The 22,570-nt window shown below is 41.1% G+C and carries 17 protein-coding genes and 2 riboswitches; of the genes, 5 read left to right on the forward strand and 12 right to left on the reverse strand.

Annotation, left to right across the window (positions count from 1 at the left end):
- Window positions 1–49: 49 nt before the first annotated feature.
- The 3 genes from E4K67_RS05525 to E4K67_RS05535 all read right to left on the reverse strand — a co-directional run bounded on the left by E4K67_RS05525 (window position 50) and on the right by E4K67_RS05535 (window position 6,478).
- Complete coding sequence (locus E4K67_RS05525; RefSeq protein ID WP_135545426.1) at window positions 50–2,110, reverse strand: methyl-accepting chemotaxis protein; 2,061 nt, start codon at window positions 2,108–2,110, stop codon at window positions 50–52.
- A gap of 164 nt (window positions 2,111–2,274) precedes the next feature.
- A riboswitch (cyclic di-GMP riboswitch) is annotated at window positions 2,275–2,367 on the reverse strand.
- A 300-nt stretch (window positions 2,368–2,667) separates the two neighbouring features.
- The gene (gene ribB, locus E4K67_RS05530) at window positions 2,668–3,321 is read right to left on the reverse strand and encodes a 3,4-dihydroxy-2-butanone-4-phosphate synthase (protein WP_135545427.1); all 654 of its coding nucleotides are present in this window, start codon (window positions 3,319–3,321) and stop codon (window positions 2,668–2,670) included.
- Between the two features lie 128 nt (window positions 3,322–3,449).
- Window positions 3,450–3,596: riboswitch (FMN riboswitch) on the reverse strand.
- A gap of 203 nt (window positions 3,597–3,799) precedes the next feature.
- Window positions 3,800–6,478, reverse strand: a complete 2,679-nt coding sequence (locus E4K67_RS05535) for a calcium-translocating P-type ATPase, PMCA-type (RefSeq protein ID WP_135545428.1) — start codon at window positions 6,476–6,478, stop codon at window positions 3,800–3,802.
- Window positions 6,479–7,091: 613 nt separating this feature from the next.
- Between E4K67_RS05535 and E4K67_RS05540 the strand changes: the two genes are divergently transcribed.
- Genes E4K67_RS05540 through E4K67_RS05550 form a run of 3 tightly spaced genes read left to right on the forward strand, consistent with a single transcriptional unit; the run spans window position 7,092 to window position 9,866 of the window.
- Complete coding sequence (locus E4K67_RS05540; protein WP_135545429.1) at window positions 7,092–8,018, forward strand: efflux RND transporter periplasmic adaptor subunit; 927 nt, start codon at window positions 7,092–7,094, stop codon at window positions 8,016–8,018.
- Window positions 8,011–8,694 (forward strand): ABC transporter ATP-binding protein, encoded by a 684-nt coding sequence (locus E4K67_RS05545; protein ID WP_135545430.1) that lies wholly within the window; start codon window positions 8,011–8,013, stop codon window positions 8,692–8,694. The genes E4K67_RS05540 and E4K67_RS05545 overlap by 8 nt, the downstream gene beginning before the upstream one ends.
- The gene (locus tag E4K67_RS05550) at window positions 8,694–9,866 is read left to right on the forward strand and encodes an ABC transporter permease (RefSeq protein ID WP_135545431.1); all 1,173 of its coding nucleotides are present in this window, start codon (window positions 8,694–8,696) and stop codon (window positions 9,864–9,866) included. The genes E4K67_RS05545 and E4K67_RS05550 overlap by 1 nt, the downstream gene beginning before the upstream one ends.
- Window positions 9,867–9,927: 61 nt before the next feature.
- Here E4K67_RS05550 and E4K67_RS05555 read toward each other — a convergent pair whose 3' ends face one another.
- Complete coding sequence (locus E4K67_RS05555; protein ID WP_135545432.1) at window positions 9,928–10,473, reverse strand: ferritin family protein; 546 nt, start codon at window positions 10,471–10,473, stop codon at window positions 9,928–9,930.
- A 180-nt stretch (window positions 10,474–10,653) separates the two neighbouring features.
- The gene (locus tag E4K67_RS05560) at window positions 10,654–11,682 is read right to left on the reverse strand and encodes a 3-deoxy-7-phosphoheptulonate synthase (RefSeq protein WP_135545433.1); all 1,029 of its coding nucleotides are present in this window, start codon (window positions 11,680–11,682) and stop codon (window positions 10,654–10,656) included.
- 175 nt (window positions 11,683–11,857) lie between these two features.
- Between E4K67_RS05560 and E4K67_RS05565 the strand changes: the two genes are divergently transcribed.
- Window positions 11,858–12,802 (forward strand): DMT family transporter, encoded by a 945-nt coding sequence (locus tag E4K67_RS05565; RefSeq protein WP_135545434.1) that lies wholly within the window; start codon window positions 11,858–11,860, stop codon window positions 12,800–12,802.
- Here E4K67_RS05565 and E4K67_RS05570 read toward each other — a convergent pair.
- Together E4K67_RS05570 and E4K67_RS05575 are read right to left on the reverse strand one after the other, a co-directional pair.
- Window positions 12,794–13,678: a phosphatidylserine decarboxylase gene (locus tag E4K67_RS05570; protein ID WP_135545435.1), complete on the reverse strand. Its 885-nt coding sequence runs from the start codon at window positions 13,676–13,678 to the stop codon at window positions 12,794–12,796. The two genes, E4K67_RS05565 and E4K67_RS05570, sit on opposite strands and share 9 nt — an antisense overlap.
- A gap of 105 nt (window positions 13,679–13,783) precedes the next feature.
- The gene (locus E4K67_RS05575; protein WP_135545897.1) at window positions 13,784–14,479 is read right to left on the reverse strand and encodes a Crp/Fnr family transcriptional regulator; all 696 of its coding nucleotides are present in this window, start codon (window positions 14,477–14,479) and stop codon (window positions 13,784–13,786) included.
- 102 nt (window positions 14,480–14,581) lie between these two features.
- Here E4K67_RS05575 and E4K67_RS05580 point away from each other — a divergent pair, with 102 nt between their 5' ends.
- Window positions 14,582–15,295: a 4Fe-4S binding protein gene (locus E4K67_RS05580; protein WP_135545436.1), complete on the forward strand. Its 714-nt coding sequence runs from the start codon at window positions 14,582–14,584 to the stop codon at window positions 15,293–15,295.
- A 208-nt stretch (window positions 15,296–15,503) separates the two neighbouring features.
- Here the strand turns inward: E4K67_RS05580 and E4K67_RS05585 are convergent, their stop codons facing one another.
- The 5 genes from E4K67_RS05585 to E4K67_RS05605 all read right to left on the reverse strand — a co-directional run bounded on the left by E4K67_RS05585 (window position 15,504) and on the right by E4K67_RS05605 (window position 22,511).
- Complete coding sequence (locus E4K67_RS05585) at window positions 15,504–15,968, reverse strand: DUF1801 domain-containing protein (RefSeq protein ID WP_135545437.1); 465 nt, start codon at window positions 15,966–15,968, stop codon at window positions 15,504–15,506.
- A gap of 55 nt (window positions 15,969–16,023) precedes the next feature.
- A complete protein-coding gene (locus E4K67_RS05590) occupies window positions 16,024–18,003 on the reverse strand; it encodes a response regulator (protein WP_135545438.1) in 1,980 nt (659 codons plus the stop codon).
- 46 nt (window positions 18,004–18,049) lie between these two features.
- Window positions 18,050–18,940 (reverse strand): CheR family methyltransferase, encoded by an 891-nt coding sequence (locus E4K67_RS05595; protein WP_135545439.1) that lies wholly within the window; start codon window positions 18,938–18,940, stop codon window positions 18,050–18,052.
- A gap of 9 nt (window positions 18,941–18,949) precedes the next feature.
- The gene (locus E4K67_RS05600; protein ID WP_135545440.1) at window positions 18,950–21,697 is read right to left on the reverse strand and encodes a response regulator; all 2,748 of its coding nucleotides are present in this window, start codon (window positions 21,695–21,697) and stop codon (window positions 18,950–18,952) included.
- 382 nt (window positions 21,698–22,079) lie between these two features.
- Window positions 22,080–22,511, reverse strand: a complete 432-nt coding sequence (locus E4K67_RS05605; RefSeq protein WP_135545441.1) for a DUF2695 domain-containing protein — start codon at window positions 22,509–22,511, stop codon at window positions 22,080–22,082.
- Window positions 22,512–22,570: the final 59 nt, after the last annotated feature.

Genomic DNA, 22,570 nt, shown 5'->3' on the forward strand with positions numbered 1-22,570 from the left:
ATAAAAGGGTGGATATGCTCCAATACAAGCACATCCACCCTTACATTTACTATAGCTTAAACATTGTTACACTGCCCTGAAAATCAGTTGCTATTTGAGCCAAGGAGGTTGCCGCCCGGCGAATTTCCTCCATAGAAGCACTCTGTTCCTCTGTCCCTGCCACTACATTTTCTAGACTTCCTGCAATCTCTTTAGGAATGTTAGCAACCTCCATAATTGAGGAAACGATTGTCTCAGTATTCGCTCCAACCTTCTCAACTACGTCAGCAACATCCTGTGCCTGTTTTGAAAAATCGTTGACTCCCTGCAAGATATCTTGGAACGCTTCACCTGCCGAGTTGACCATGGTAATCCCATCTTGGACCGCAGCCGTTCCATCGTTCATCGTCTTAACGGCCTTTGTGGTTTCCTTTTGGATTTCGCCTACCAATCCACTAATTTTTCCGGCTGCATCACTCGACTGTTCAGCAAGTTTTCGTACTTCATCTGCAACAACTGCAAATCCTCTGCCCTGCTCTCCGGCCCTAGCCGCTTCGATCGCTGCATTTAAAGCCAGGAGATTTGTTTGAGCCGCAATGTTGGTTATTAGTGCTACTATTTCCCCAATTTCCCCGGATTTTATCCCTAGGCTATTCACAACATCTGCAGCCTCTGTGACTTTACTACGAATCGCCTGCATCTCGTCGACGGCTTTTCGAACTACACTATTCCCCGTAGCAGCCTTTTCGGATGTTGTGAGAGAACCTTCAGTAACCGATTGGATATCTCGGGTGATCATATGCATATGTTCAGAAACTAATTGAGCAGACTGTGCTGTAGCATCGACACCCTCGAGTTTTTGTTTAACCCCGTCAGATACTTCCTGAATAGAAGCAGCAATTTGTTCCGTGGTCCTACTGCCCTCGTCAGCACTGGCAGTCAACTCTTCTGCCGAGGCAGCTAACTGCTGTGAACTGTTTACGATTCCCTCAATGATTCCCTTAAAATTCCCCATCATCGTGTTAAGATTTTCTGTCATCTGACCAAACTCATCTTTAGATCGAACGACAATACTTTTACTAAGGTCCCCTTGAACAATAGCTGTCGCGAACTGGTTGACCATTTTAATATTTTCAACAATATATCGACTATAGAGAAGCAGTACCGCCCCTATGACCACAATTGCCACACCAAAGATCATGAGCATTCGGTACAATAAAGCACTTAAAGGAGCAAATAGATCGGTCTCCGAAACATCAATAGCCAGTGTCCAGCCGAATCCCGGAATGGGCGCATAATAAACCCTTCTTGATCCATCTTTGGAGTAGGTAAACGTTCCTTCTTGGCCATTAAACATAGTTTTGGCAGCTTCACTCAAGCTCTGGTTAGGATCTTCAGTGATTTTAGCTTTCATTACTTTCTCTTGGTCTGGATTCGCTAAATACTGCCCCTCTTTATTGATTAAGTAAACATCAGCCTTAATATTCAACTGAATATCAAGAATTAGTTTCTGCAGAGTGACAAAATCGAGATCCCCAGTGGCTACACCTATAAAAGCTCCTTGCTTATCACGCAACGGTACGCAGGCTGTGATCATTGTAACATCAGTTACTTCATCGTAGTAGGGAGCTGTCCAAACAATCTTTTCTGTTGAGTTCTTGCCAGTTTTATACCAATCTTGGTTAGGATAGTCATACTTCTCATCACTATATTCATCCGTATAGATTATCTTGTCATTATCCTTATAAGCATAGGGTCCATAGTATTTAACGTCTTGCCTATAGGCGTAAGGCTCATAAAACAAGCCACTTCCAAAGGTAACGTCACTATTCGTTACATTGTTTTCAAGTAAACTAGTATACTGTTCTGGACTAAAGCTACCATCAGCAGATCTTACTGTACTGGCTATGCCTTTAATCAAAGTACCATGTTCCGTTAGTTGTTTCTCGATATCCTTTATTGTTCCCTCTAACTCAGCACTCATCTTATTTTGTATTTCATTGCTAAGCAGTGATTCCGAATATTTATAACTTATTGTCGTCATCGCCACAAGGGTTAGTATTATTAAGGGTAAAATGGTAAGTAGTGTCTTAGCACGAACACTAGAGATATTAAATAATTTCTTCAACATAACATCAACTCCTTCGTAATCTTTGAAAACAATAGTACTCTATTTTTTAACCCTCGCAACTTTTATAACTTATTTTGATCCCAGTATCAATCAACCTCTAATTCATCACAAACAAAAAATGTCTATCTACCAACACTCAGCAGACGGACATTTATAATGTACGTTTCTGCAACCCGGCTATCTTTGATAGAATCAGTACTATCTTAAGACCCGTGGCTTTGCGTCTCTACCTTTCGATAGATTTGCTCCTTATGATTCTGCGAACCTTTTGCTTATAAAACTTCGTACGTTAATATAAGCTTGATCTTCTAACTTGCAGATCTCTAAGCTTGTACTTAGGTCTCCCCCCAGTCCGATGAATTTCTTTATCAGCCGATTTCTGAGTTCCATCACAAACAACTCTAGATTGTATATCCTTACTATATAATAGTATCAATTTGTAAAATTCTAATGAATTAAATGTTATTTTATTGTTAAAATCTAAAAACCATTGCGATGACACATTATATCATCGCAATGGTTTTGTCTGTTGTCACATCTTTATCCGCGCACTTAATTTAACTTACTCGCTCTTCTCTCGCTTTGCGATAGCTAATTAAATCATCGACTGTAACCACGGGCATATCGTTTTTCTCGGCAAAGGTTATAATTTCAGGCAAACGCGCCATAGTACCATCGGGATTTGTAAGTTCACACAGTACGCCATAGGGCTTTAGTCCAGCAAGTCGCATTAAATCGACATTGGCTTCTGTATGTCCTGGACGTTCCAGCACCCCCAATGGCTTGGCCCTCAGGGGAAAAACATGCCCTGGCCGACGGAGATCGTCGGGACACGCATGATCCGTAATCGCCGCTTTCACAGTTGCGACACGGTCGGCGGCTGACACACCTGTAGTAACACCGATTGCCGCTTCGATTGATACAGTAAACGGTGTCTGGTAACTACTCGTGTTGTTGACCACCATCATGGGCAACCCTAAGGCTAGTACCTTTTCTTCTGGAAGACACAAACAGACAATGCCACTACCTTCTCGAATTAGCATGGCCATTTGTTCATTCGTCAAAGTTTCGGCAGCAAAAAAAATATCTCCTTCGTTTTCCCTTTGTTCATCATCCGTAACCAACACTCCTTGGCCATTACGCAACGCGCTAAGAGCATTTTCTACTCTCTCGACTGAGTTTCCGAATTGATTAAGAACAGTCTGATTCATTATAGTACGCCTCCTATGTGGTAGTTGACTTACTTGAATCAGGGCAATGAGACAGACAGCCATATAAAAACAACTAAACATCCCCTCAACATTATTTGAGGTTAATTTGATATCGATTATACTGACCGCCTTATCCTCTTTCATCCGGACTATACCGTCGGCACTGGCCTTTCACCAGTTCTGCTGACCCCTTCAATGAAGAAGAGCGCTCGCGGGCTCCCTAGACTAACTAGGATACCGCCGGTGGGGCCTCTAACCCCGCCCTGAGAATAAGTCATTTACCTTTAGTATACCCCTATGCTAACATTTGTCTAGCTTCTTTTTTCCAAATTTATCACCTAGTTATTGCTGGCGCAAATGATTTTTGCTCTAACACTCTGGCCTGTTCCTCCAATCATAACTGTTAAAGGGACTTCGCTGATAGCGAAGTCCCTTAATTTAAGCGTCTCTACATTAATCTTTGGTAAGAAATCTAATCTTATACATCTTTCGAGAACATCCCACGAAAGGCTCTCGTCAGAAGTTTTAGCAATTCACCAAAGATCACAACACTAAATGTGAATCCGATAATCTTCATCCACAGATCAAATTCAAGAGGCACTGTTTTAAATACATCTCCACCGAATTGTGTGACTAAGATCTGAACGAGGAAGGTTAAAAACACGACCCCTACCATAACTTTATTTCTAAGGAGATTGGGGAAAATGCTCGCTACTCCAAATTCCCGACTGTTAAAGGCGTTCCATAACTGGAACAAGACGAACGAAGTAAAGACAATGGTCGATTGTTGAGCATCGGTACCACCGAGCACCTCTGTTTCCATAAGCATGAGCAAGGCAGTTACGATAAATAAACCATTGGTAAGGATTTTAAACAGCATGTCCTTGGTAACAATTGAAGCATTTCTCCTGATGGGTTGTTTTTCAAGCAAATGCTCACGTGGAGGTTCTAGACCCAAGGTTAAGGCTGGTGGTCCATCCATGATAATATTCACCCATAACAACTGTAGGGTCGTAAAGGGCATTTTAAACCCTAAGAGTTCGGCCGCGATAACCGTGACAAACGCGACCACATTGACGGTAAGCTGGAACTGAATGAACCGTTGGAAGTTTTCATAAATTCCTCGCCCCCACTTAATAGCTTGAACTATTGTGGAAAAAGAGTCGTCTAATAGTACGATATCCGCGGCTTCCTTGGACACTTCCGTACCCGCTATCCCCATAGCAACTCCAACATCCGCAGCTTTTAAGGCAGGAGCGTCATTAATACCATCCCCCGTTACAACCACCGAGTTATTGTTTTCCTTCAAGAGTTTGACAACTCTCATTTTAGCGGTAGGATTTGAGCGCGCAATGACCACAATTTTGTCGAGCTTACTCTTTAACTCTTGATCACTCATCTCATCGATATCCGTGACTTCCAGAACTAAAGAGTCCTTTTTAACGATTCCAAGTTGATTGGCGATGGCTCTTGCGGTATTAATATTATCGCCCGTTAATATTTTGACGGTTATGCCGGCTTGTCGACAGTGATCAATAGCCTCTTTAACATCCGAACGAAGGGGATCTTCGATGCCTATAAAGCCTGTGTAGATAAGATCTTTTTCCACGTTATAGATATCTTCCCATTGAGGCTCATCCGTGAAATCATTATAGGCGAAGCCTAATACTCGTCTGGCTTTATCCTGAAGTTGTTTGATACTCTCTTCAATGGCAGTTTTGTGTTCTTGGGTCATCGGGATAATCGTTCCATTATAGAGAATCCGATTACAAATGTTTAACACTTTTTCAGGGGAACCCTTGGTATAGAGTCTAAAGCCATTGTCTCTTTGATAGGCTGTCGACATCATTTTTCTTGCCGACGTGAAATTATAATCAGCTACAGGCTCACTGAACTCTTTGCGATAATGCAGATAGTTGATGTTATTCTTATCGGCACAGACAAGCAACGAGCATTCTGTGGGATTTCCCAGAAATTCGTACTTATCATCCTTTTTCGAAATATCGGCCGTAGAGTTTAAACAAAAATTCTGAAGCATTACATCACAGGGTATTTTGTCGATCGGAACGTCTAAGCCATCACACCAAACATCCATCACGGTCATCCTGTTTTCAGTCAAAGTTCCTGTTTTATCAGAACAAATAACATTCACAGAGCCTATCGTTTCACAGGCAATCAGTTTCCGAACTAAGGCATTATTTTTAGCCATTTTTTGCATGTTAAAGGCCAGGGTAATGGCCACCATGGTTGGCAATCCCTCAGGTACTGCCGCCACGATCAGGGCTACGGAAGTAACAAAAGCATCCTTTATACCAGGCAGAGCTGCGCTGATATTATCCAGGACTAGGATTCCATGCCGGTACATAGTGAACAATTCGAAGAGGAAGATCGCTGCTGCCGCTATTGAACCGATAATGGAAATTCTTTTTCCAAGATCCGCTAATTTTTGTTGAAGCGGAGTTTGAGAAGTCTCTTCTGACTTGAGTTCGTTCGCAATTTTACCCATTTCAGTTTCGTCACCAATGTAAGTGACAATCCCAACAACCCTACCTTCAAGTACCATAGTCCCTGAATAGAGCATATTTTTTCGTTCTGCAAGAGGACAATTTTCTCTTTCAATTTTAGCGGAATTCTTAGAAGCCGCTTCAGGTTCACCTGTAAGCATCGATTCGTCGATTCCGAGACTCGAAGAATGCACGACCCTAGCGTCTGCAGGAACTTTATCTCCCGTTTCCAGATGAATTATATCCCCTATGGTAAGATCGCTCTGAGCTATATAGGCTATTTTACCATCTCGTACTGCCTTCACATGAACATCTTCACTTAGCTTCGATAGGGCTTCAAAGGCTTTATCCGATTTACCCTCTTGAATGATGGCAATCGAAGTAGCAATTAAGACAGCAACAAAGATTCCTATTCCATCTGCTATATGGCCCATTGCCAGGGAAATCAATCCTGAAATTAAGAGAATGACGATCAACGGTTCTTTCAGACTATCAAATATCTTTTCAAAGATATTCCCCTTCTCTTTGGGGGTAAATATATTTTTTCCATAACGTAAAATTCTCGCTTCAACTTCAGCGGTTGATAATCCCAGTTCTTCATTACTCTTTAATTCATCAATAACCACTTGGGCTTCTTTTTGGTAAAAATCCACGGTTAGTTTTCCTCCTTATATTTTTCTGTTTGATAGTTTCTCAGCTTGGCATTAGCTAAGTTTCTTTATATAAGCTTTAACAACCACTCCTTACTTATACGCTGGCCATTTACTCGAACAAGAATGTTCGAGATTAGAACGCTGGCCATTAAAGGCCGAGCGTCCTTAAGCCATAATAGCGAGTGGGAACGCTGGCGAGAAAGTAAACAAAAAAGACTTTTGACACGACCTAAATAGGCCATGTCAAAAGTCTCGTTACCTTCAAGGTTTACAAAGTCAGGTAGGCTTCCCTACCGGGTATGTTGCCTTTGTAATTCAACTACTCCCTCTTAACAACGTTAGTGTACAACAATAATGGCAACTTGTCAAATTTTAGTTTAACCGCGAAAATTGAGGCTATTATCAGCGCTAATAAAAAAGCGAAGACAACTATTCCTCACTAAAGATAGAAAGAACACTCATAATGCTTACGGATTGCTACTATCACTGTATATTGTTATATTCTTTAAACTTACAATTGCGAGCACTTCTTTTGGGCACCGTTAATTAGTTCCATGGAATATTACCGCAATTAATAGGCAAACTGTTAAAAACAAAAGATGGGGTAAAGATAATGAAAAATAAAAAAACGGGAAATAAAAAGGTCATTATATGGTCAGTCATAGGACTATTGGCTGTGGCATCAGGTATTACACTATATGCTATGCCCCAAAAAACAAGCTATACCGAAGTTAAAACTACGACTGGCAACTTGGCGACGAATTACAGCTTTTCAGGCAGCATCGAAGCAAAAAACCGGCAGACAGTTTTTGCGGATAAGACTATGCAAATCAAAACAATTAAGGTTCAGGAGGGAGAACAAGTTTCAACTGATACTGTTTTAATGACGACAATAATAGGCGGAGAAATGAAGTCAAAGATAGCCGGAGAAGTATCAAGTATTTATGTGGATGAAAATGCACAGATCATGCCTGGTGCAAAGCTGCTTGATATTGTTGATTATTCCGACCTACAACTGAAAGTACAAGTTGATGAATACGACCTCTCAGCCGTCTCCAACGGCAAAGACGCAACTGTTACCATCCATTCAATTAAAGAGGATGTTAATGGAAAGATTACTACTGTATCTAAAGAGGGAGAATATGCTAACGGCGTCACGACTTTTACAGCTACCATATCTCTCGCCAATGATAGCAATCTGCGCGTTGGTATGTCGGCAGAGGCTAAGGTTTTAAATCAAAGTGTTACTAATGTAGTCCTTCTACCGATGACTGCAATACAGTTTGACGCAAACAACAGCCCTTACGTATTGATAAAAGATAGCAACAATGCGCCAAGAACTGTCGCAATAACCCTTGGTCTTAATGATGGTGTGCACGCAGAGATTAAAAGCGGTGTAACTGCCAATGACACAGTATTAGTTCCGCCGATCGTAACACCCACTGGTTTTGGTCCAGGTTCACAAATGCGGCAAAGCACACCCGAAACACAAACCGAAACTCCTCAAGAAGGCTCTGGAGGTGCCAGAGTCAATGAGTGAAATCTTAACTATGCAGGATATTGTCAAATGCTATTATTTAGATGCTGAAGAACTGGTAGTGCTAAATAATGTCAATCTAAAAATTAACGAGGGAGAGTTTGTCTCAATTTTAGGACCCTCTGGTTCTGGCAAATCTACTCTTATGAACATTATTGGCTGTCTTGATGTACCTACAAGCGGAAAATATATTCTGGCAAATAATAACGTTGAAGATTTGAACGAAAAAGAATTAGCACGAATACGCAATCGAGAAATCGGCTTCGTTTTTCAGAGTTTTCAACTCCTGCTAAGATTGACCGCCCTCAAAAATGTAGAACTGCCGATGATTTATGCCGGAGTATCGCCAGCAGAACGTCATAAAAGAGCTGTTGCCATCCTTGAACGCGTGGGTCTCGCCGAAAAATTGAACAACTATCCAAACCAACTTTCAGGCGGACAACAGCAGCGAGTCGCAATTGCTCGGTCTGTTGTGACTGAACCGACAATCCTGCTCGCAGATGAACCGACAGGTGCACTTGACCAAAAGACCGGACAACAGATTATGCAACTCTTCAAAGAGCTTAACGCTGAAGGGAGAACAATTATTATGATTACTCATGACACAAATATTGCAAAACATTCAAAAAGAATTTTGAACATCCTTGACGGACGTTTAAGCGAGGGAGCTGTAAACTAATGCTTAAAGAAAGTATGAAAATGGCTTGGAGTAATATTAGTCATAATAAAATGCGTTCATTTTTAACGGTTCTAGGTGTGTTAATAGGGGTAGCCTCAATCATTGCACTTATTACTATCGTACAGGGCGCAACAGGAAGCATTACAAGCCAGATATCGTCGCTTGGTGCCGATAAAATTACCGTTCAGGCATTGGGCACGCGGTTAAAGCAAGGGCTTAGTGAAAAAGATATGGTCCAGCTATCACAGGTTAATAATGTCAGTGGAGTTTCACCAACAGTATCGGGTAAAACCTCACTTGTTTATAACAATAAGGTCAAAACAGACGTTTCTGTACAAGGTAAAAACGATGTTTATTTCCTAAGAGAAAAAGACATTTTAGCCAGAGGCAGAGGGGTCAATAGTCTTGATGTTAGCAATAAAAATCAAATTGCGGTAATAGGTAGCGATCTTGCAAAAGAGCTGTTCTTCGGGGTAGATCCCATTAATCAACACCTGCTGATTAATGGCAATACAGTTACGGTGGTAGGTGTGTTAAAGACGACGAGCGGTTCAATAATGGGGTCGACAAACAATACTGTAATGATGCCCTATACTTCGGCTATGAAAACCCTTGGAGTCAGGAACATTACCAACCTTGATGTATATATGAGTGATGCCACTAAGTCAGAGAGCATTACCAATGATCTGACCACTATCTTGAATTCCGCCTTTAACTACCGTGAAAACTCATTCAGTGTGCTTAATATGCAAAATATGATCGATGTTATCGGTAATATAACCGGTATGCTCACGCTCTTATTGGCTGGAATCGCCTCAATTTCCTTGCTTGTAGGTGGTATTGGAATTATGAATATGATGCTAGTATCCGTTACAGAACGCACCACAGAAATAGGACTCAGGAAGGCATTAGGCGCAGAGCCTGCCCAAATTCAATTGCAGTTTTTAATTGAATCCATATTTATTTCCCTATTTGGTGGCATATTGGGATTGATCATAGGGATATTGATCGCCTTAGTTGCGGCTATTGCAATGAAATTTACGTTTACAATAACAGCTTGGACAATTATCCTAGCCGTTGGATTTTCGGCAGCGGTAGGGATTATATTTGGCTTTGCTCCTGCAAGAAAAGCCAGCAGATTAAATCCTATCGATGCACTCAGACACGTTTAGATAATTAGAAGACCCATTCCAACCGTTTTGATTGGAATGGGTCTTCTCTTGAATTTACGACTTATTTGAAGTAACGATCAAGTAACCCTTTAAAGGCAGCCCCGTGCCTTGCTTCATCCTTACACATCTCATGAACTGTATCATGGATCGCATCGTAGTTTAACTGCTTAGCTTTTGTAGCAATATCTTTTTTACCTTGGCAGGCGCCATATTCAGCCTCAACTCTTAGCTCTAAGTTCTTTTTGGTATCAGCGCAGACCACTTCGCCCAGTAACTCAGCAAATTTAGCAGCATGATCCGCCTCTTCATAAGCTATCCGCTTGTATGCTTCTGCAACCTCGGGAAACCCTTCTCGATCCGCTTGTCGGCTCATTGCTAGATACATACCGACCTCTGTGCATTCACCCATGAAATTATCTCTTAAGCCTTGAAGTATTTCAGCGTCAACACCTTCGGCAACCCCGATTTTGTGTTCATCTGCCCACTGCATTATACCATCCTTTTTCTCAGCGAATTTCTCCTTGGCAGCTTTACACTGTGGACACTGGTCCGGCGCTTCATTTCCCTCAAAAGCATACCCACACACTGAACAAATAAATTTTTTCATTTAAATAACTCCTCCTCAAAATTTGTAACTTCCGATGTATCTATATTATAATAATTATAAACAAAAGTCAATTACTAAAATGAAATTCTTATAAATTTATTTTTGCATAACCAACTGCCGCCCATTTCCTGTCAAAAGGAAAGCGCCCCTTTGTTTGCCATCAAAGTAAGCGCCTATTGTTTAAAGATTTTCCGCAATATAATAGATTAATTTTTCTGTACTTTCCCATCCTAGACAGGCATCCGTTATTGATTTTCCATAGATATTTTCACCGACACCTTGCCTACCTTCTTCTAGGTAGCTTTCAATCATCAGACCTTTGATCATTTTCTTGAGTAGATCATCATATTTTCTACTCATCAATACTTCTCTAGCTATTCTTGGCTGCTCAGAATAACATTTCATAGAGTTTGCATGGTTTGTATCGACAATAATTGACGCATTTAAGAGCTGTAGTTTTTCATACTCTTTCGTAATGCGAATTAAATCTTCATAATGATAATTCGGGATATTCCTACCATAAGGATCCACAGCTCCTCTTAAAATGCCATGTGTAAGGGGGTTTCCGGTGGTTTCAACTTCCCATCCAGAATATTTAAACGTATGACCTTGTTGTGAAGCTATGATCGAATTTAACATTACGGACAGGTCTCCACTTGTAGGATTTTTCATACCAACCGGGATGTCGACGCCACTCACAGCTAGTCTGTGTTGCTGATTTTCTACTGAACGAGCACCTATTGCGATATATCCCAATACGTCTGAAAGATAGGAATAGTTCTCTGGGTATAGCATTTCATCAGCTGCAGGCATGTGAAATTCACATAATGATTTTAGATGCATTTTTCTGATAGCTATTATTCCCTCGACTAAATCTGGTTGTTTACTTGGGTCTGGTTGGTGTGCCATTCCTTTATAGCCTTCGCCCGTAGTTCGAGGCTTATTTGTATAAATTCTAGGAATCATTAAAATCGAATCTTTGACCTTCTCTTGAACGACTGCAAGTTTCTCAATATACTCACAGACAGAGTCTTCATTATCCGCCGAACAGGGCCCTATTATTAGGATAAATCTGTCATCTTTATTTTCAAAGATATCTCTGATATTTCTATCTCTTTTTTCTTTGATTGTTCTAATGTGCTTAGGCAAAGGAATCTGCTCTAAAATTTCATCTGCAGTCGGGATACGTTTAATAAATTTAATACTCATTTCCATGCTCCTTCATAAACGTCATATTTTTGAGTATAGTATTTTTCTACTGGACTGGCAATACCTTCAATAAAGTATATTGTATTTACAAAGGAGCATCTTTATTATGTTATTGCAATTGAAGCAATTAAAGTTAATAATACTTCTGTAGTGCTAATGAAAAAGAGGGTTAATAATGATTGAACCATCAAATATTAAAACAAGAGACTTGAAAATCGGAGGATATATAGTACTGTTATTTTCTTCTCTCCTCTATGGAGGGAATGTTGTAGTCGCTCGTCTCATTTCAGGGGATATTCCGCCCGTCGCGTTAGCTGTGTTGCGGGGACTGTTCGGGTTAATAGTGTTATTTCCATTGGCTCGACGTTCACTACGTGAAAATCCAACGCCAAGTAGACAAGATTTATACCGCTTTGCACTTATGGGTTTCCTTGGGATAACGGTCGCTTATATTACATTTTTATGGTCGATACAATATAGTTCAGCCACCAATGTGTCGATTATTTTCGCTACAACCCCGGCCATTACTATTATACTCTTGGCTCTCGTCTGGGGAATCATTCCTTCAAAGCTACGAGTGTTTGGGATTGTCCTCTCCTTCTCAGGCCTCTTAATCGTTATTGCTCAAGGGTCTTTTACACGGTTACTCTCTTTGAACTTAAATCCCAGTGACCTTGTTATGCTGATCAATGTTCTGTCAGTTTCTTTCTTTACAATCCTAGGTCAAGGGGTAATGGCAAAATTTTCGCCGATCGTTACAAGTGTCTATTCTCTCTTTTTCGGTACAGTTTTTCTGGCACCCTATGGATTATGGGAAATGTTCCACAAAAGCTGGCATTTCACGAGTACGAGTATGTTTGTCTTACTGTATATGGGATGTGTTGTTACAGGTATTGCGGTCTTGCTTAATTTTGAGGGAATCCGTCGACTTGGCAGCGGAAAAGCCGCCATCTTTGGAAATCTGGCCCCTGTGTTCAGTATTTTGTTAGCTTACATTTTCCTTGGAGAACGTTTGTCCTCCTACCACTGGATTGGATTTATTTTTGTCCTCGTTGGTATTGGCTTATGTCTATGGCCCAGGAGTACAAATGAAAGAATTGATCCACTGACCTCACCTTGAACCAATTCTTTCTCCCATACTCACACTACATTCCATGCCTTCTGACGTTTGATCTAATATGTCTTTGTCAATTTTACAGACGTCTTTTTTTAGAAACAATATGACTGTCGAACCACCAAACTTGAAATAGCCTTTTTCATCGCCTCTTTTTACTATTTCATTGATAGGGTAAGTTTGGATAATGGAGCCTACAAAAGTAGCGCCTACTTCGACATACAGAATCTCCCCAAAATTTTCCGAACTCAGAATGCTCCATTCGCGTTTATTTGAACAGAATATCTTATTGATTCGACTTAGGGAGGTTGGATTTACAGAATAGTAAAATCCTTTTATTTTTGTGGTTGGACTACATGTACCATGATCCACAAAATGAATCCTGTGGTAATCAGAGGGACACAACCTAAAAATTAGGCAGCTTCCTCCGGCATAGCTTGAATCGATGGTATCACTACCGATAAGCTCTGCCAAGGAATAGGTTATTCCTTTAATTTGGATAAGCCTCTTTACATCAATGTTCTCATAAGCCAGAACCTTCCCCTCACAGGGGGATATAAAACTATTTTTATCACTCGTTATCTGGATTTTCCCCTTCTGGAATTTTCGATAGAAGAATTCATTAAAGGTCTTATAACCTTTTTCTGGAATATCAAAGCAAGACATATCAACCTTAAATTCATCTACGAATTTCTGAATTTTAGTCTTGCTTATGGCCTTATCGCAATAATACCCAAAGATTCTAGAAGTCATTTTTTTCTTAAGAAACAGCTCTAGGAATTTCATTCCCAGAGGGGAGGAGTATATCCAATTAATATATGATTCTCCTGCGACTTGTTCAACCTCGTATTTTCCCGTTTTTCTATTATAAAAATTGATCATGCTGCCCTCATTTTTCTTATTTTTTTGTAGTGCATCTTCATCATTATTACACCATCGTCGTTTCTTAACACTATATAAAAGTCAATCCTAGATTCAAACAGCGCCTTATAACGCACTCATCTGTCTTAACCCTTCTAGATCTATGATTTTGACTGCGGTCAAATGAAAGTCTATAATACCCTCATCTTTCATTTTACTCATTTCTCTGGACATGGAGGGTCTGGAGACATTTAGAAAATCCGAAAGTTCATTGCGATTTAAAGGTAGCGTGATATTTAGATCTCCTCGCCTACTATATTGCTCCAGTAAATATGTGCTAATTTTCCCTCTCATACTCTTAATCGTAAGATATTCTACCTTCTTGTTTAACATTATAGCTCTCTCAGAGATTATCCTTAAAAAGTTTTTAATAAGTATTCTGTGCCATGAGCACATCTTGTCACATTCCCCGACAATTTTCCCTCTCGGCAAGAAGAGCACAACACAAGCCTCTTGTGCCTGAACAGTTGCGGGCCAAGTCGTTTGGCTAGAAAAGGCTATTATCTCGCCAAAAATATCCCCTTGCTTTAGAATTGTCATCACAATTCTATCCCCTTTAGCATTCTCTTTACTAACCGTTGCAGCACCCTTAAGAACTATACCAACGCTAGAATAAGCCTCTCCACCAGTTACTATACAATCATTTTTGGTATAATCGTACACCCTAGGCTTCAAGCAATTAAACATTGCTTGAATCTCTTCTCTTTCAATTCCTTGGAATAAGCTCGTTTTCGAGACTGCCTCGAGATATTTTTCAAGAATTTCCATCACCCCCTTAATTATGTATCCTCAGATACCGACTTAGTTCTTTCATTGTAATATAATGCACCTAGTAAAACAAATCAACTGAAGGGGGTTCTAACCATGAAAAGAAATATTGTAAAAATAGATGAATCCAAATGTAACGGCTGCGGCCTTTGCGTGACTGGCTGTCACGAAGGAGCCTTACAACTCATTGACGGAAAAGCACGTCTTGTTTCTGAAAGCTATTGTGACGGTCTAGGCGACTGTCTACCTGAGTGCCCGACGGGAGCCATCGTTCTTGAAGAACGAGAAACAGCCGAGTATGACGAGGAGGCTGTCAAGAAGCATATGGAGAAAAACAAGCCTCAAGCAAAAACTACGCCCCCCTGCGGTTGCCCTGGTACCCAAGCAAAACTTCTTGCCAAAAAACAACTTGAAGTCCTACCTGTTCTCTCCAGTGAAAATTCTCAATCTCAACTAGGGCAGTGGCCTTGCCAGTTAAAATTAGTTCCTGTAAACGCCCCTTACTTTGATAACGCTCACTTGCTGATCGCAGCTGACTGCACAGCCTATGCATACCCGAACATTCACCAGTTTATGCGCAATAAAATCACTCTGATAGCCTGTCCTAAACTTGATGACGTTGATTATTCAGAAAAACTAACGGCTATATTAAAACAGAACGAAATCAAAAGCGTCTCAATTTTAAGAATGGAAGTACCCTGCTGTGGAGGAATTCTTCAAGCTGTGAAGAAAGCCTTGTCAGACAGCGGAAAAATGATTCCTTGGAATGTGGTAACAATATCGACCGATGGAAGAGTTCTCGAAGATTAGTGAACTCGTTCAACTAAAGTTGACCTCGAGACTTTGGCAGGGACTATTATCCCCACAGAAGTGGAGTACGAAATCCCACTCCCGCTTGTAGAAGTGGGAGTCGCACGCTTAGATTAAAGTGAGATAGCGCTAAAACAGGTGGCTAGATAAGCTTAAAGCTTACATCTAGCCACCTGTTTTTTTGAGCATTCTTTTCTTTGGCTCATATTTATTTCTTTATACCTATTATTTCAGTCTCATACTTCCTGAGATAATCCTCTAATGTTATCTTCCTGCAAAGCTCTGCAATCAGGTCATATGGGATGTTACCCATCTTTTTAAAGCGAATACATCCCTTTCCCATATCAAGCTTTGTTTTAACATATTTAGGATATTCCTGTTGGAACCATGCTAAAATATCTGGATAAGAATAAATCCCCATATGATAAAGGCCTATAAAGTTTTTCTGAGAAGCGATACTCATAAATGGTAGAGGTTCCTTGGGATTGACATGATATCCTGACGGATAAATACTATGGGGGATGACGTAACCAATCATTCCATAAGACATTGTTTCTTCAAAACCCTTTGGAAGATTCTCCTTGATTGTTTTTCTTAACTTCTCTATCGCTTCCTGCCTATCTTCTGGTAATTGTCTGATATATTCTTCTGGGCTATTTGCTTTATACTTCAAGCTATCCCTCTATTATTACAAGATATATTTCTATATATCGTATATTAATTTAGCCCTACAACACCATGGCGAATGGGGTATCTATTGGCAACTTAAATCGCACGAAAATGGTCGTGCCCGACGGCCCAGTATCAATTTGAATTTCGGCATTGTGCCTGGCAGAAATGCTGAAACAGGTGGCCAGCCCCAAACCGGTACCGTTCTCTTTGGTAGTGAAAAAGGGAGTACCAATCTTCTCTAAGTCCACGGATTTGATGCCACACCCCTCGTCTCCGACGGCCAAAACGGGCTCAACACCATCCATGAACGTTCTAATAGTCAACTTCCCACCAGCAGGCATCGCTTCCAGCCCGTTACGGACCAAATTTAAAATGAGCTGGCGAATTTCTTTCTCATCTAAAAGCAAGACAACAGTATCCTGAAGTTCCATTATTATGTCCTTGTCACTGACCAGTGCATCCGCCTGGAGCAACGGTAATAGATTTCCAATCATGTAGTTCAGACTTAAAGGCTTCAAATCTACTGTCTTGTTTTTGGCAAGGCTCAAGAATTCAGTAATGATGGAATTTGCCCTGTCAAGCTCTTCGATCATTAGTTGGAAATAGTCCTTGGATTGTTGGAATTCTTCTTTGGCCCCCAGTAATTGAAGGAAACCCCGGACGGTGGTCATCGGGTTTCTGATTTCGTGACCGATTCCCGCCGCCATTTGTCCCACAAGATTCAATCGTTCTAGGCGAGCCATTTCTTTTTCGAACATCCTTCGTTCGGAAATGTTGTGGTAGTATACGGACAAACCTTCGTCAGACGGATAAACATGCACTTCATACGACTCATCAGAATGAATGCCCTTAATCTCAAAGTGAGAGGCTGCCCTCCTGCTCATGGCCTTCATAAAAAGAGGGTAATACTCAGGGAGATATTCTGGGAAGAATGCCCAAATATTTCGTCCAATTAATTCATCTCTCCCTTTCTGCCAATATTTCTCTGCTTCTTTGTTGACAAAGATAAACTGCCACTGATGATTTAGTGTAAAGAAAACATCAGTTATGCTTTCGAGAATATTAGTGAGTTTCAGGCTGGTCTTAATGAGCCGTTTACTGATCTTCTTGCGCCCTAATATTTCCTCTTTAAGTTTTTCATTGGCTTGGAAGAGTTCGCAAGTACGCTCTTGAACAAGTTTTCGAAGGGTATTGTTCTGGTCTTTTCGTTCCTCCTCCAACAGTTTGCGCTCTGTAATGTCCCGCACGGAGCAGACATGAATCTGCTGCCCCTCAATATTAGCCACACTGATCTGAACCTCTACGGGAAAAGCCACCCCATCTTTACGTGTGGCAGTCGCGTCTAAGACCTTGCTGCGATTATTCACGCCTCGGAAGCTTTTTTGAATTGAAAAGCTTTTACCAGGAAAGAGGCCAGAGACATGCTGGGCTAGCAATTCCTCATGTCCATATCCGAACATTTCCGTTACTGCTGGATTGACGTTTAATATATAGCCCAACCCGTCCATAGTAATAACAGTATCAGTGGAGGTTTCTCCAATCACGCGGGCTAACGCTTCTGCCCTGCGCAAATTCGAAGTGGTAAGCTCAAGGCATTCGTTCATTTTTTCTAGATCGAAAGCCCACTGCGTCAACAATTCATTTTGGAGCTTCATTTGTTTCTGGTTAAGATGTATTTTTACAAATGCCTCTATTTTAAGCTTTAATGTTTGCGGGTCGAATGGTTTAAACAAATAGTCGATCGCACCTAGGGTATACCCTTTCACGATATTTTCCGTGGTCTGGTAAATCGCTGTTATGAAAATAATCGGGGTATCCTTGTTCTTTTTCCTTGCCCTGATAAGCTTGGCAGTTTCAAAACCGTCCAGGCCCGGCATTTGCACGTCCAGCAGAATAACAGCAAAATCGTCTTTCAGCAAGCACTTCAAGGCCTCTTCTCCGCAACTGGCAAAAATGAGATTATAGTCTGGCGATTTAAGCACCGCTTCCAAAGCCAGCAAATTCTCTCGGCGGTCGTCAACAAGTAAAATATTCATTTTGTCCTCATCTCTGCACACTCTAATCCCCAAATTTCTTTATACTTTAACCTGTAATCGTGTCTAAAGAGTCTAGCAACTTCACCTTCTGGTAAATTTTCTGTTCGTGATCAAAGGCTTTGTAGTAATGGGAATAATGGTTATAAGCGATGTCCTCTTTATCGCCCAAGCCTAAGATACCGGACGGGCATAGGCTCTCATAAAATAGCCCGTGCACTCGGTTTTGTAGTACCTTGTCAAAATAAATCATAACATTCCTACAGATAATTACATGAAATTCATTAAATGAATGATCTATAGCTAAGTTATGTTGTGCGAATATCACGTTTTGGGTTAAAAACGGATGAAAGATAACTTTGTCGTTACTGACTTCAAAATACTTCCTAAACTCATTCAATCCGCCTGCTGTCTGATAATTGTCCATATAAGTCCGCATTTTGTCTAAAGAGTATACACCTTCCTTAGCCTTCTTTAACAAATCTTCGTTCATATCCGTGGCGTATATCTTTGTTTTGTTGTATAAACCTTCCTCGTACAGAATGATTGCCATGGAGTAAACTTCTTCTCCGGTGGAACAACCCGCGTGCCAAATCCTGACAAAAGGAAGTTCTTTGAGAAGCGGGACTACGTTCTTCCTAAAAGACTCAAAAAAGCGCGGATCCCGGAACATTTCAGATACGTGAATCGAGAAGTCCGAGAGCAACCTTGCCATCGCACTGGGATCATGAAGGACCTTTTCCTGCAAGCTAGACACATTCTGTATCCTCTCAGCTCGGATGCGGTACCAAATTCTACGTCTTATAGAAGCGGATACATAATTTCTAAAATCATAACCGTAATATGAGTAAATCCCCTCGAGCAGTAAATGTATTTCGATTTTTTCTAATTCACTACAGCTTTCCACTTCCGAACTTTCCCCATTTTCCTCTGTACCCATAATACCATCCTATCTATAAAGCCAGATCTTGATTAATGAAAACAGCTGTTCCAGATTTACTGGCTTACTGATATAATCTGACGCGCCCGCTTGGATGCATTTTTCCCGATCATTTTTCATAGCTTTCGCCGTCAGGGCGATAATCGGCAAACTTGTGTACTCAAGCATTTGGCGGATGCAGCGTAACGCTTCGTACCCATCCATCTCGGGCATCATGATGTCCATCAGAACCAGATCAATGTCCGGGTTTCTTTGTAAAACCTCGATTCCCTCCCTGCCGTTCTCCGCAAACACCGCCTCCATATTTTGATTTTCAAGGGCTGTGGTGAGGGCAAACACGTTCCGCATGTCATCGTCCACAACCAGTATCTTCTTCCCTTCCAAGCGTCTTTGAGATTCATTCGTCGCCGGCAAGACTGTTGAAACGACCCCAACCGGTTCAGCCCCTGGAGTAGGGGAATTATCGAGGGATACTGCCGCTTCGACGCAGGATATTCTAGAGACCTCTTTTTCAACATCTTGGCTGGGCAGATATAAGGTAAATGTACTTCCCCTGCCCTCGGTACTGTTGAGGTCAATAAATCCGCCCATCAACCTGGCAATTTTCTGACTGATCGTCAGACCCAAACCCGTGCCCCCGTATTTCCTAGAGGTTGTCCCATTCGCCTGCTGGAAGGCCTCAAAAATCATGTTCTGCTTGTCCTCAGAAATTCCGATGCCTGTATCCGTTACTGAAAAGGCGAGGACCCACTTCGCGTCCCTAAATTTGGGGTTTTTCGTGAAAACATGTTCTTCTGCCTCTCGGACCCGCAGGGAGACACTTCCATGCTCCGTAAATTTAAAAGCGTTGGACAATAAATTCTTTAGAATTTGCAGTATCAGTTGATCGTCAACAGTAATTTTACTCGGCAGACTTTCACTAAAAATTACTATAAAGTCCAAGTTCTTTTGGCGAGCTACAGGAAGAAAATACCGTTCGACATACTCCTTCATTTCTTTCAGATCTACTACTTCAGGGTTAATAGATACCTTGCCCGCTTCTACCTTAGAAAGATCTAATATCTCATTAATCAGGGTCAACAGTTCATTTCCTGAAGAAAAGATAGTTTTCACATACTCTACTTGACTGGGAGTCAAGTTGCCTTCCTTGTTCTCTGTCAACATTTGCGAAAGGATCAGTAAACTGTTCAGTGGCGTCCGTAACTCGTGTGACATATTAGATAGAAATTCTGATTTATAGGTTGAGCTTTCTTCGAGCTGCACAGCCTTTTCTTCCAGGCTTGTTTTCATGGTTTCTAGTTCCGCTGCCCTCTTTTCAGAATGTTTATACTGATCCTCTAGCTTTTCATTAAAGGTTTTAAGCTCTTCTTGCTGCAATTGAAGCTCTTCGGACTGGGACTGAAGTTCTTCAGTTAAGACCTGTGATTCCTTCAGCAGTGTTCCGACCTTCATATGGGCTTCAACCCGATTGATAGTAATCCCGATATTCTTGGCAACCTGTTCCAAAAATTCCTGTTGGGTGGTGCTGAACGAATAGAGAGATGCCAGTTCCATGATAGCCACTACCTCCCCCTCAAACGCCACAGGAAGCAGGACGATGTTTTTCGGTACTGTAGCGCCCAGGCCTGAGGTAATCTTGATATAATCGCCAGGGACTTGCTCTTGCATTATAGTTCTGTTTTCCAAAGCGCTCTGCCCCACCAGACCTTCCCCCAGGCGGAAAACCTCCCCGGTCGTTTCCTGTGGGTTACCTGCATATGTGGCAAGCCTTTTAAGGTACTGCTTTTTCTCGTTACCTTCCTTGATATAAAAAACGCCGTAACTTGCTTCAACCATAGGGGTTATTTTTGTAATCAAAAATTGCGCTAAGATTTTTAAGTCTTGTACTCCCTGGCACAGGGCGGTGATTTCGGCAATCCCAGACTCCAACCAGTTCTGTGCCTCTATTTTTTCAATGAATTCTTTTTCATGCCGAGCGTGTTCTTCCAGCGACTGGGCCATCGCATTGAAGGACGCAGCAATTTCCCCGATCTCGTCTTTTGCACGGATATCAATGCGTGGCAAATCAATGTGCTCCTGAATCGACGAGAAACCGTTCATAACCGATGTGACTTTGCGAATGTCTCTCGTAACCTTCTGTGTTATCCAAAGGGTTATCCCTGCTCCAACAAGCAATGTTAGCAGTAGATAAAAGAAAAAGACCACGAGCGATTGATTATTGGCGGCGGCCGTCGACTTAAGTAAGTCGTCCAGTGCCACATTCTCTAGATTCTTCAATTCCTCAACTAACTTGAATACGTGACCCCGTTCCACCGCTGCCTCATTTATAACCTGGATGGTCTCTGCTTTCTTACCTGCAGAAGTTAAAGCAATACAGTTTTCTTGCAAATCAGTGTAATCGATATTTTCAGTTTTTATTTGGCGGATTAGATCTTTCTTTACCTCACGGATAGCCGAAGCCTCAAGGGAATCGAGCGCCGATAAAACCGTCCGCCTGGAAGCCCGAATCGATTCAACAGTCTGTAAAAAATCAGGACTGTTCGCATCCTGTAAGACAAGATCCCTAGTGTACCTGCTAATATTGTTGATTTCATTTTGCACTGTGTTGGAATACTCAATCTTTTGATAGCGCTCCCGTTGAGATTGTTCTACGTTTTTGTTTGATAGATCAAAAGTCTGGATTGATACCCCAAAAAGTACAGCCATCATAACTATTATGAAAGGAAATCCAATGAATAACTTTGTCTTAAGCTTCAAGCCTCCCCCTCCTTACAAATGATGTATATAACTTTAACGCAGACAGTTCAAAAGAATTCATCGCATTGATTTTAGTTAATACATCCAATGAAATTATTCAACATTGAATGTCCTAATTTCTTCGGTAAATATGTCGCTTTATGTCTATATACACACATATAAACTAACCTCAAAGCCTATAATGTTCCAGCAAACCATATCCTAAAAACCATGAGTGAATGTTGATCAAATCCCGGTCAAAAGTCCAATTGAATACTTTTATCGCAAAGAGAGCCAAATCCTATTAAATAAGGACTTGGCTCTTCGTTGAATTCACCAATAATGTTTATGAAAATGCAATACCAGTTGTTCGACCGATAACGGAGATGGAAATGACTCAGGGTCACTTTCCAATTAATTGACTCTCGACATTGTAAATGATCTCGCAGTCACAAATCCCACCATTTTTCTTCAATACCTCTAAGACCTCGTTCATTTTACCTCGACTAAACTGCATCTGAGTTAGAATCTGTTCACTCAAGTGGAGAGTATGGTCGCATTCAAATGCTGAAAGTTTCTCATTCAATCTATAAAAGAACATTCTCTGAAAAAGTAGGATCAATAAATCGGAATCCTTGTTTTGCCTTGCCTTCTCCTCATTAAAAATTGAGTCGTACTCTAGAGGCATTGTTTTTATTCCAGAGACAATTCTATGATTAACCTCTTCTCTAATTAATTTTTTGTCCTTTAAAACTTCTGTTTCAGAGGTTAGCTGTTCTTGGAGTTCTCTACGTTTTTCTCTATTAGCCGTCCTTTTACCATTCCCTAAAGACATGAACATTGTCCTCCGTTCTGTAGAAAAAGCCCCTAAGCGTTGCCGCCTCGGAACTTTCC

Source organism: Desulfosporosinus fructosivorans (assembly GCF_004766045.1).
GTDB classification, from domain to species: domain Bacteria; phylum Bacillota; class Desulfitobacteriia; order Desulfitobacteriales; family Desulfitobacteriaceae; genus Desulfosporosinus; species Desulfosporosinus fructosivorans.

What these genes read in the sequence shown, in the direction of transcription:
- E4K67_RS05525 (WP_135545426.1), bottom strand. Translation starts at nt 2,110, where the DNA reads ATGTTGAAGAAATTATTTAATATCTCTAGTGTTCGTGCTAAGACACTA.
- ribB (WP_135545427.1), bottom strand. Translation starts at nt 3,321, where the DNA reads ATGAATCAGACTGTTCTTAATCAATTCGGAAACTCAGTCGAGAGAGTA.
- E4K67_RS05540 (WP_135545429.1), top strand. Translation starts at nt 7,092, where the DNA reads ATGAAAAATAAAAAAACGGGAAATAAAAAGGTCATTATATGGTCAGTC.
- E4K67_RS05545 (WP_135545430.1), top strand. Translation starts at nt 8,011, where the DNA reads ATGAGTGAAATCTTAACTATGCAGGATATTGTCAAATGCTATTATTTA.
- E4K67_RS05550 (WP_135545431.1), top strand. Translation starts at nt 8,694, where the DNA reads ATGCTTAAAGAAAGTATGAAAATGGCTTGGAGTAATATTAGTCATAAT.
- E4K67_RS05555 (WP_135545432.1), bottom strand. Translation starts at nt 10,473, where the DNA reads ATGAAAAAATTTATTTGTTCAGTGTGTGGGTATGCTTTTGAGGGAAAT.
- E4K67_RS05560 (WP_135545433.1), bottom strand. Translation starts at nt 11,682, where the DNA reads ATGAGTATTAAATTTATTAAACGTATCCCGACTGCAGATGAAATTTTA.
- E4K67_RS05565 (WP_135545434.1), top strand. Translation starts at nt 11,858, where the DNA reads ATGATTGAACCATCAAATATTAAAACAAGAGACTTGAAAATCGGAGGA.
- E4K67_RS05570 (WP_135545435.1), bottom strand. Translation starts at nt 13,678, where the DNA reads ATGATCAATTTTTATAATAGAAAAACGGGAAAATACGAGGTTGAACAA.
- E4K67_RS05580 (WP_135545436.1), top strand. Translation starts at nt 14,582, where the DNA reads ATGAAAAGAAATATTGTAAAAATAGATGAATCCAAATGTAACGGCTGC.
- E4K67_RS05590 (WP_135545438.1), bottom strand. Translation starts at nt 18,003, where the DNA reads ATGAATATTTTACTTGTTGACGACCGCCGAGAGAATTTGCTGGCTTTG.
- E4K67_RS05595 (WP_135545439.1), bottom strand. Translation starts at nt 18,940, where the DNA reads ATGGGTACAGAGGAAAATGGGGAAAGTTCGGAAGTGGAAAGCTGTAGT.
- E4K67_RS05605 (WP_135545441.1), bottom strand. Translation starts at nt 22,511, where the DNA reads ATGTCTTTAGGGAATGGTAAAAGGACGGCTAATAGAGAAAAACGTAGA.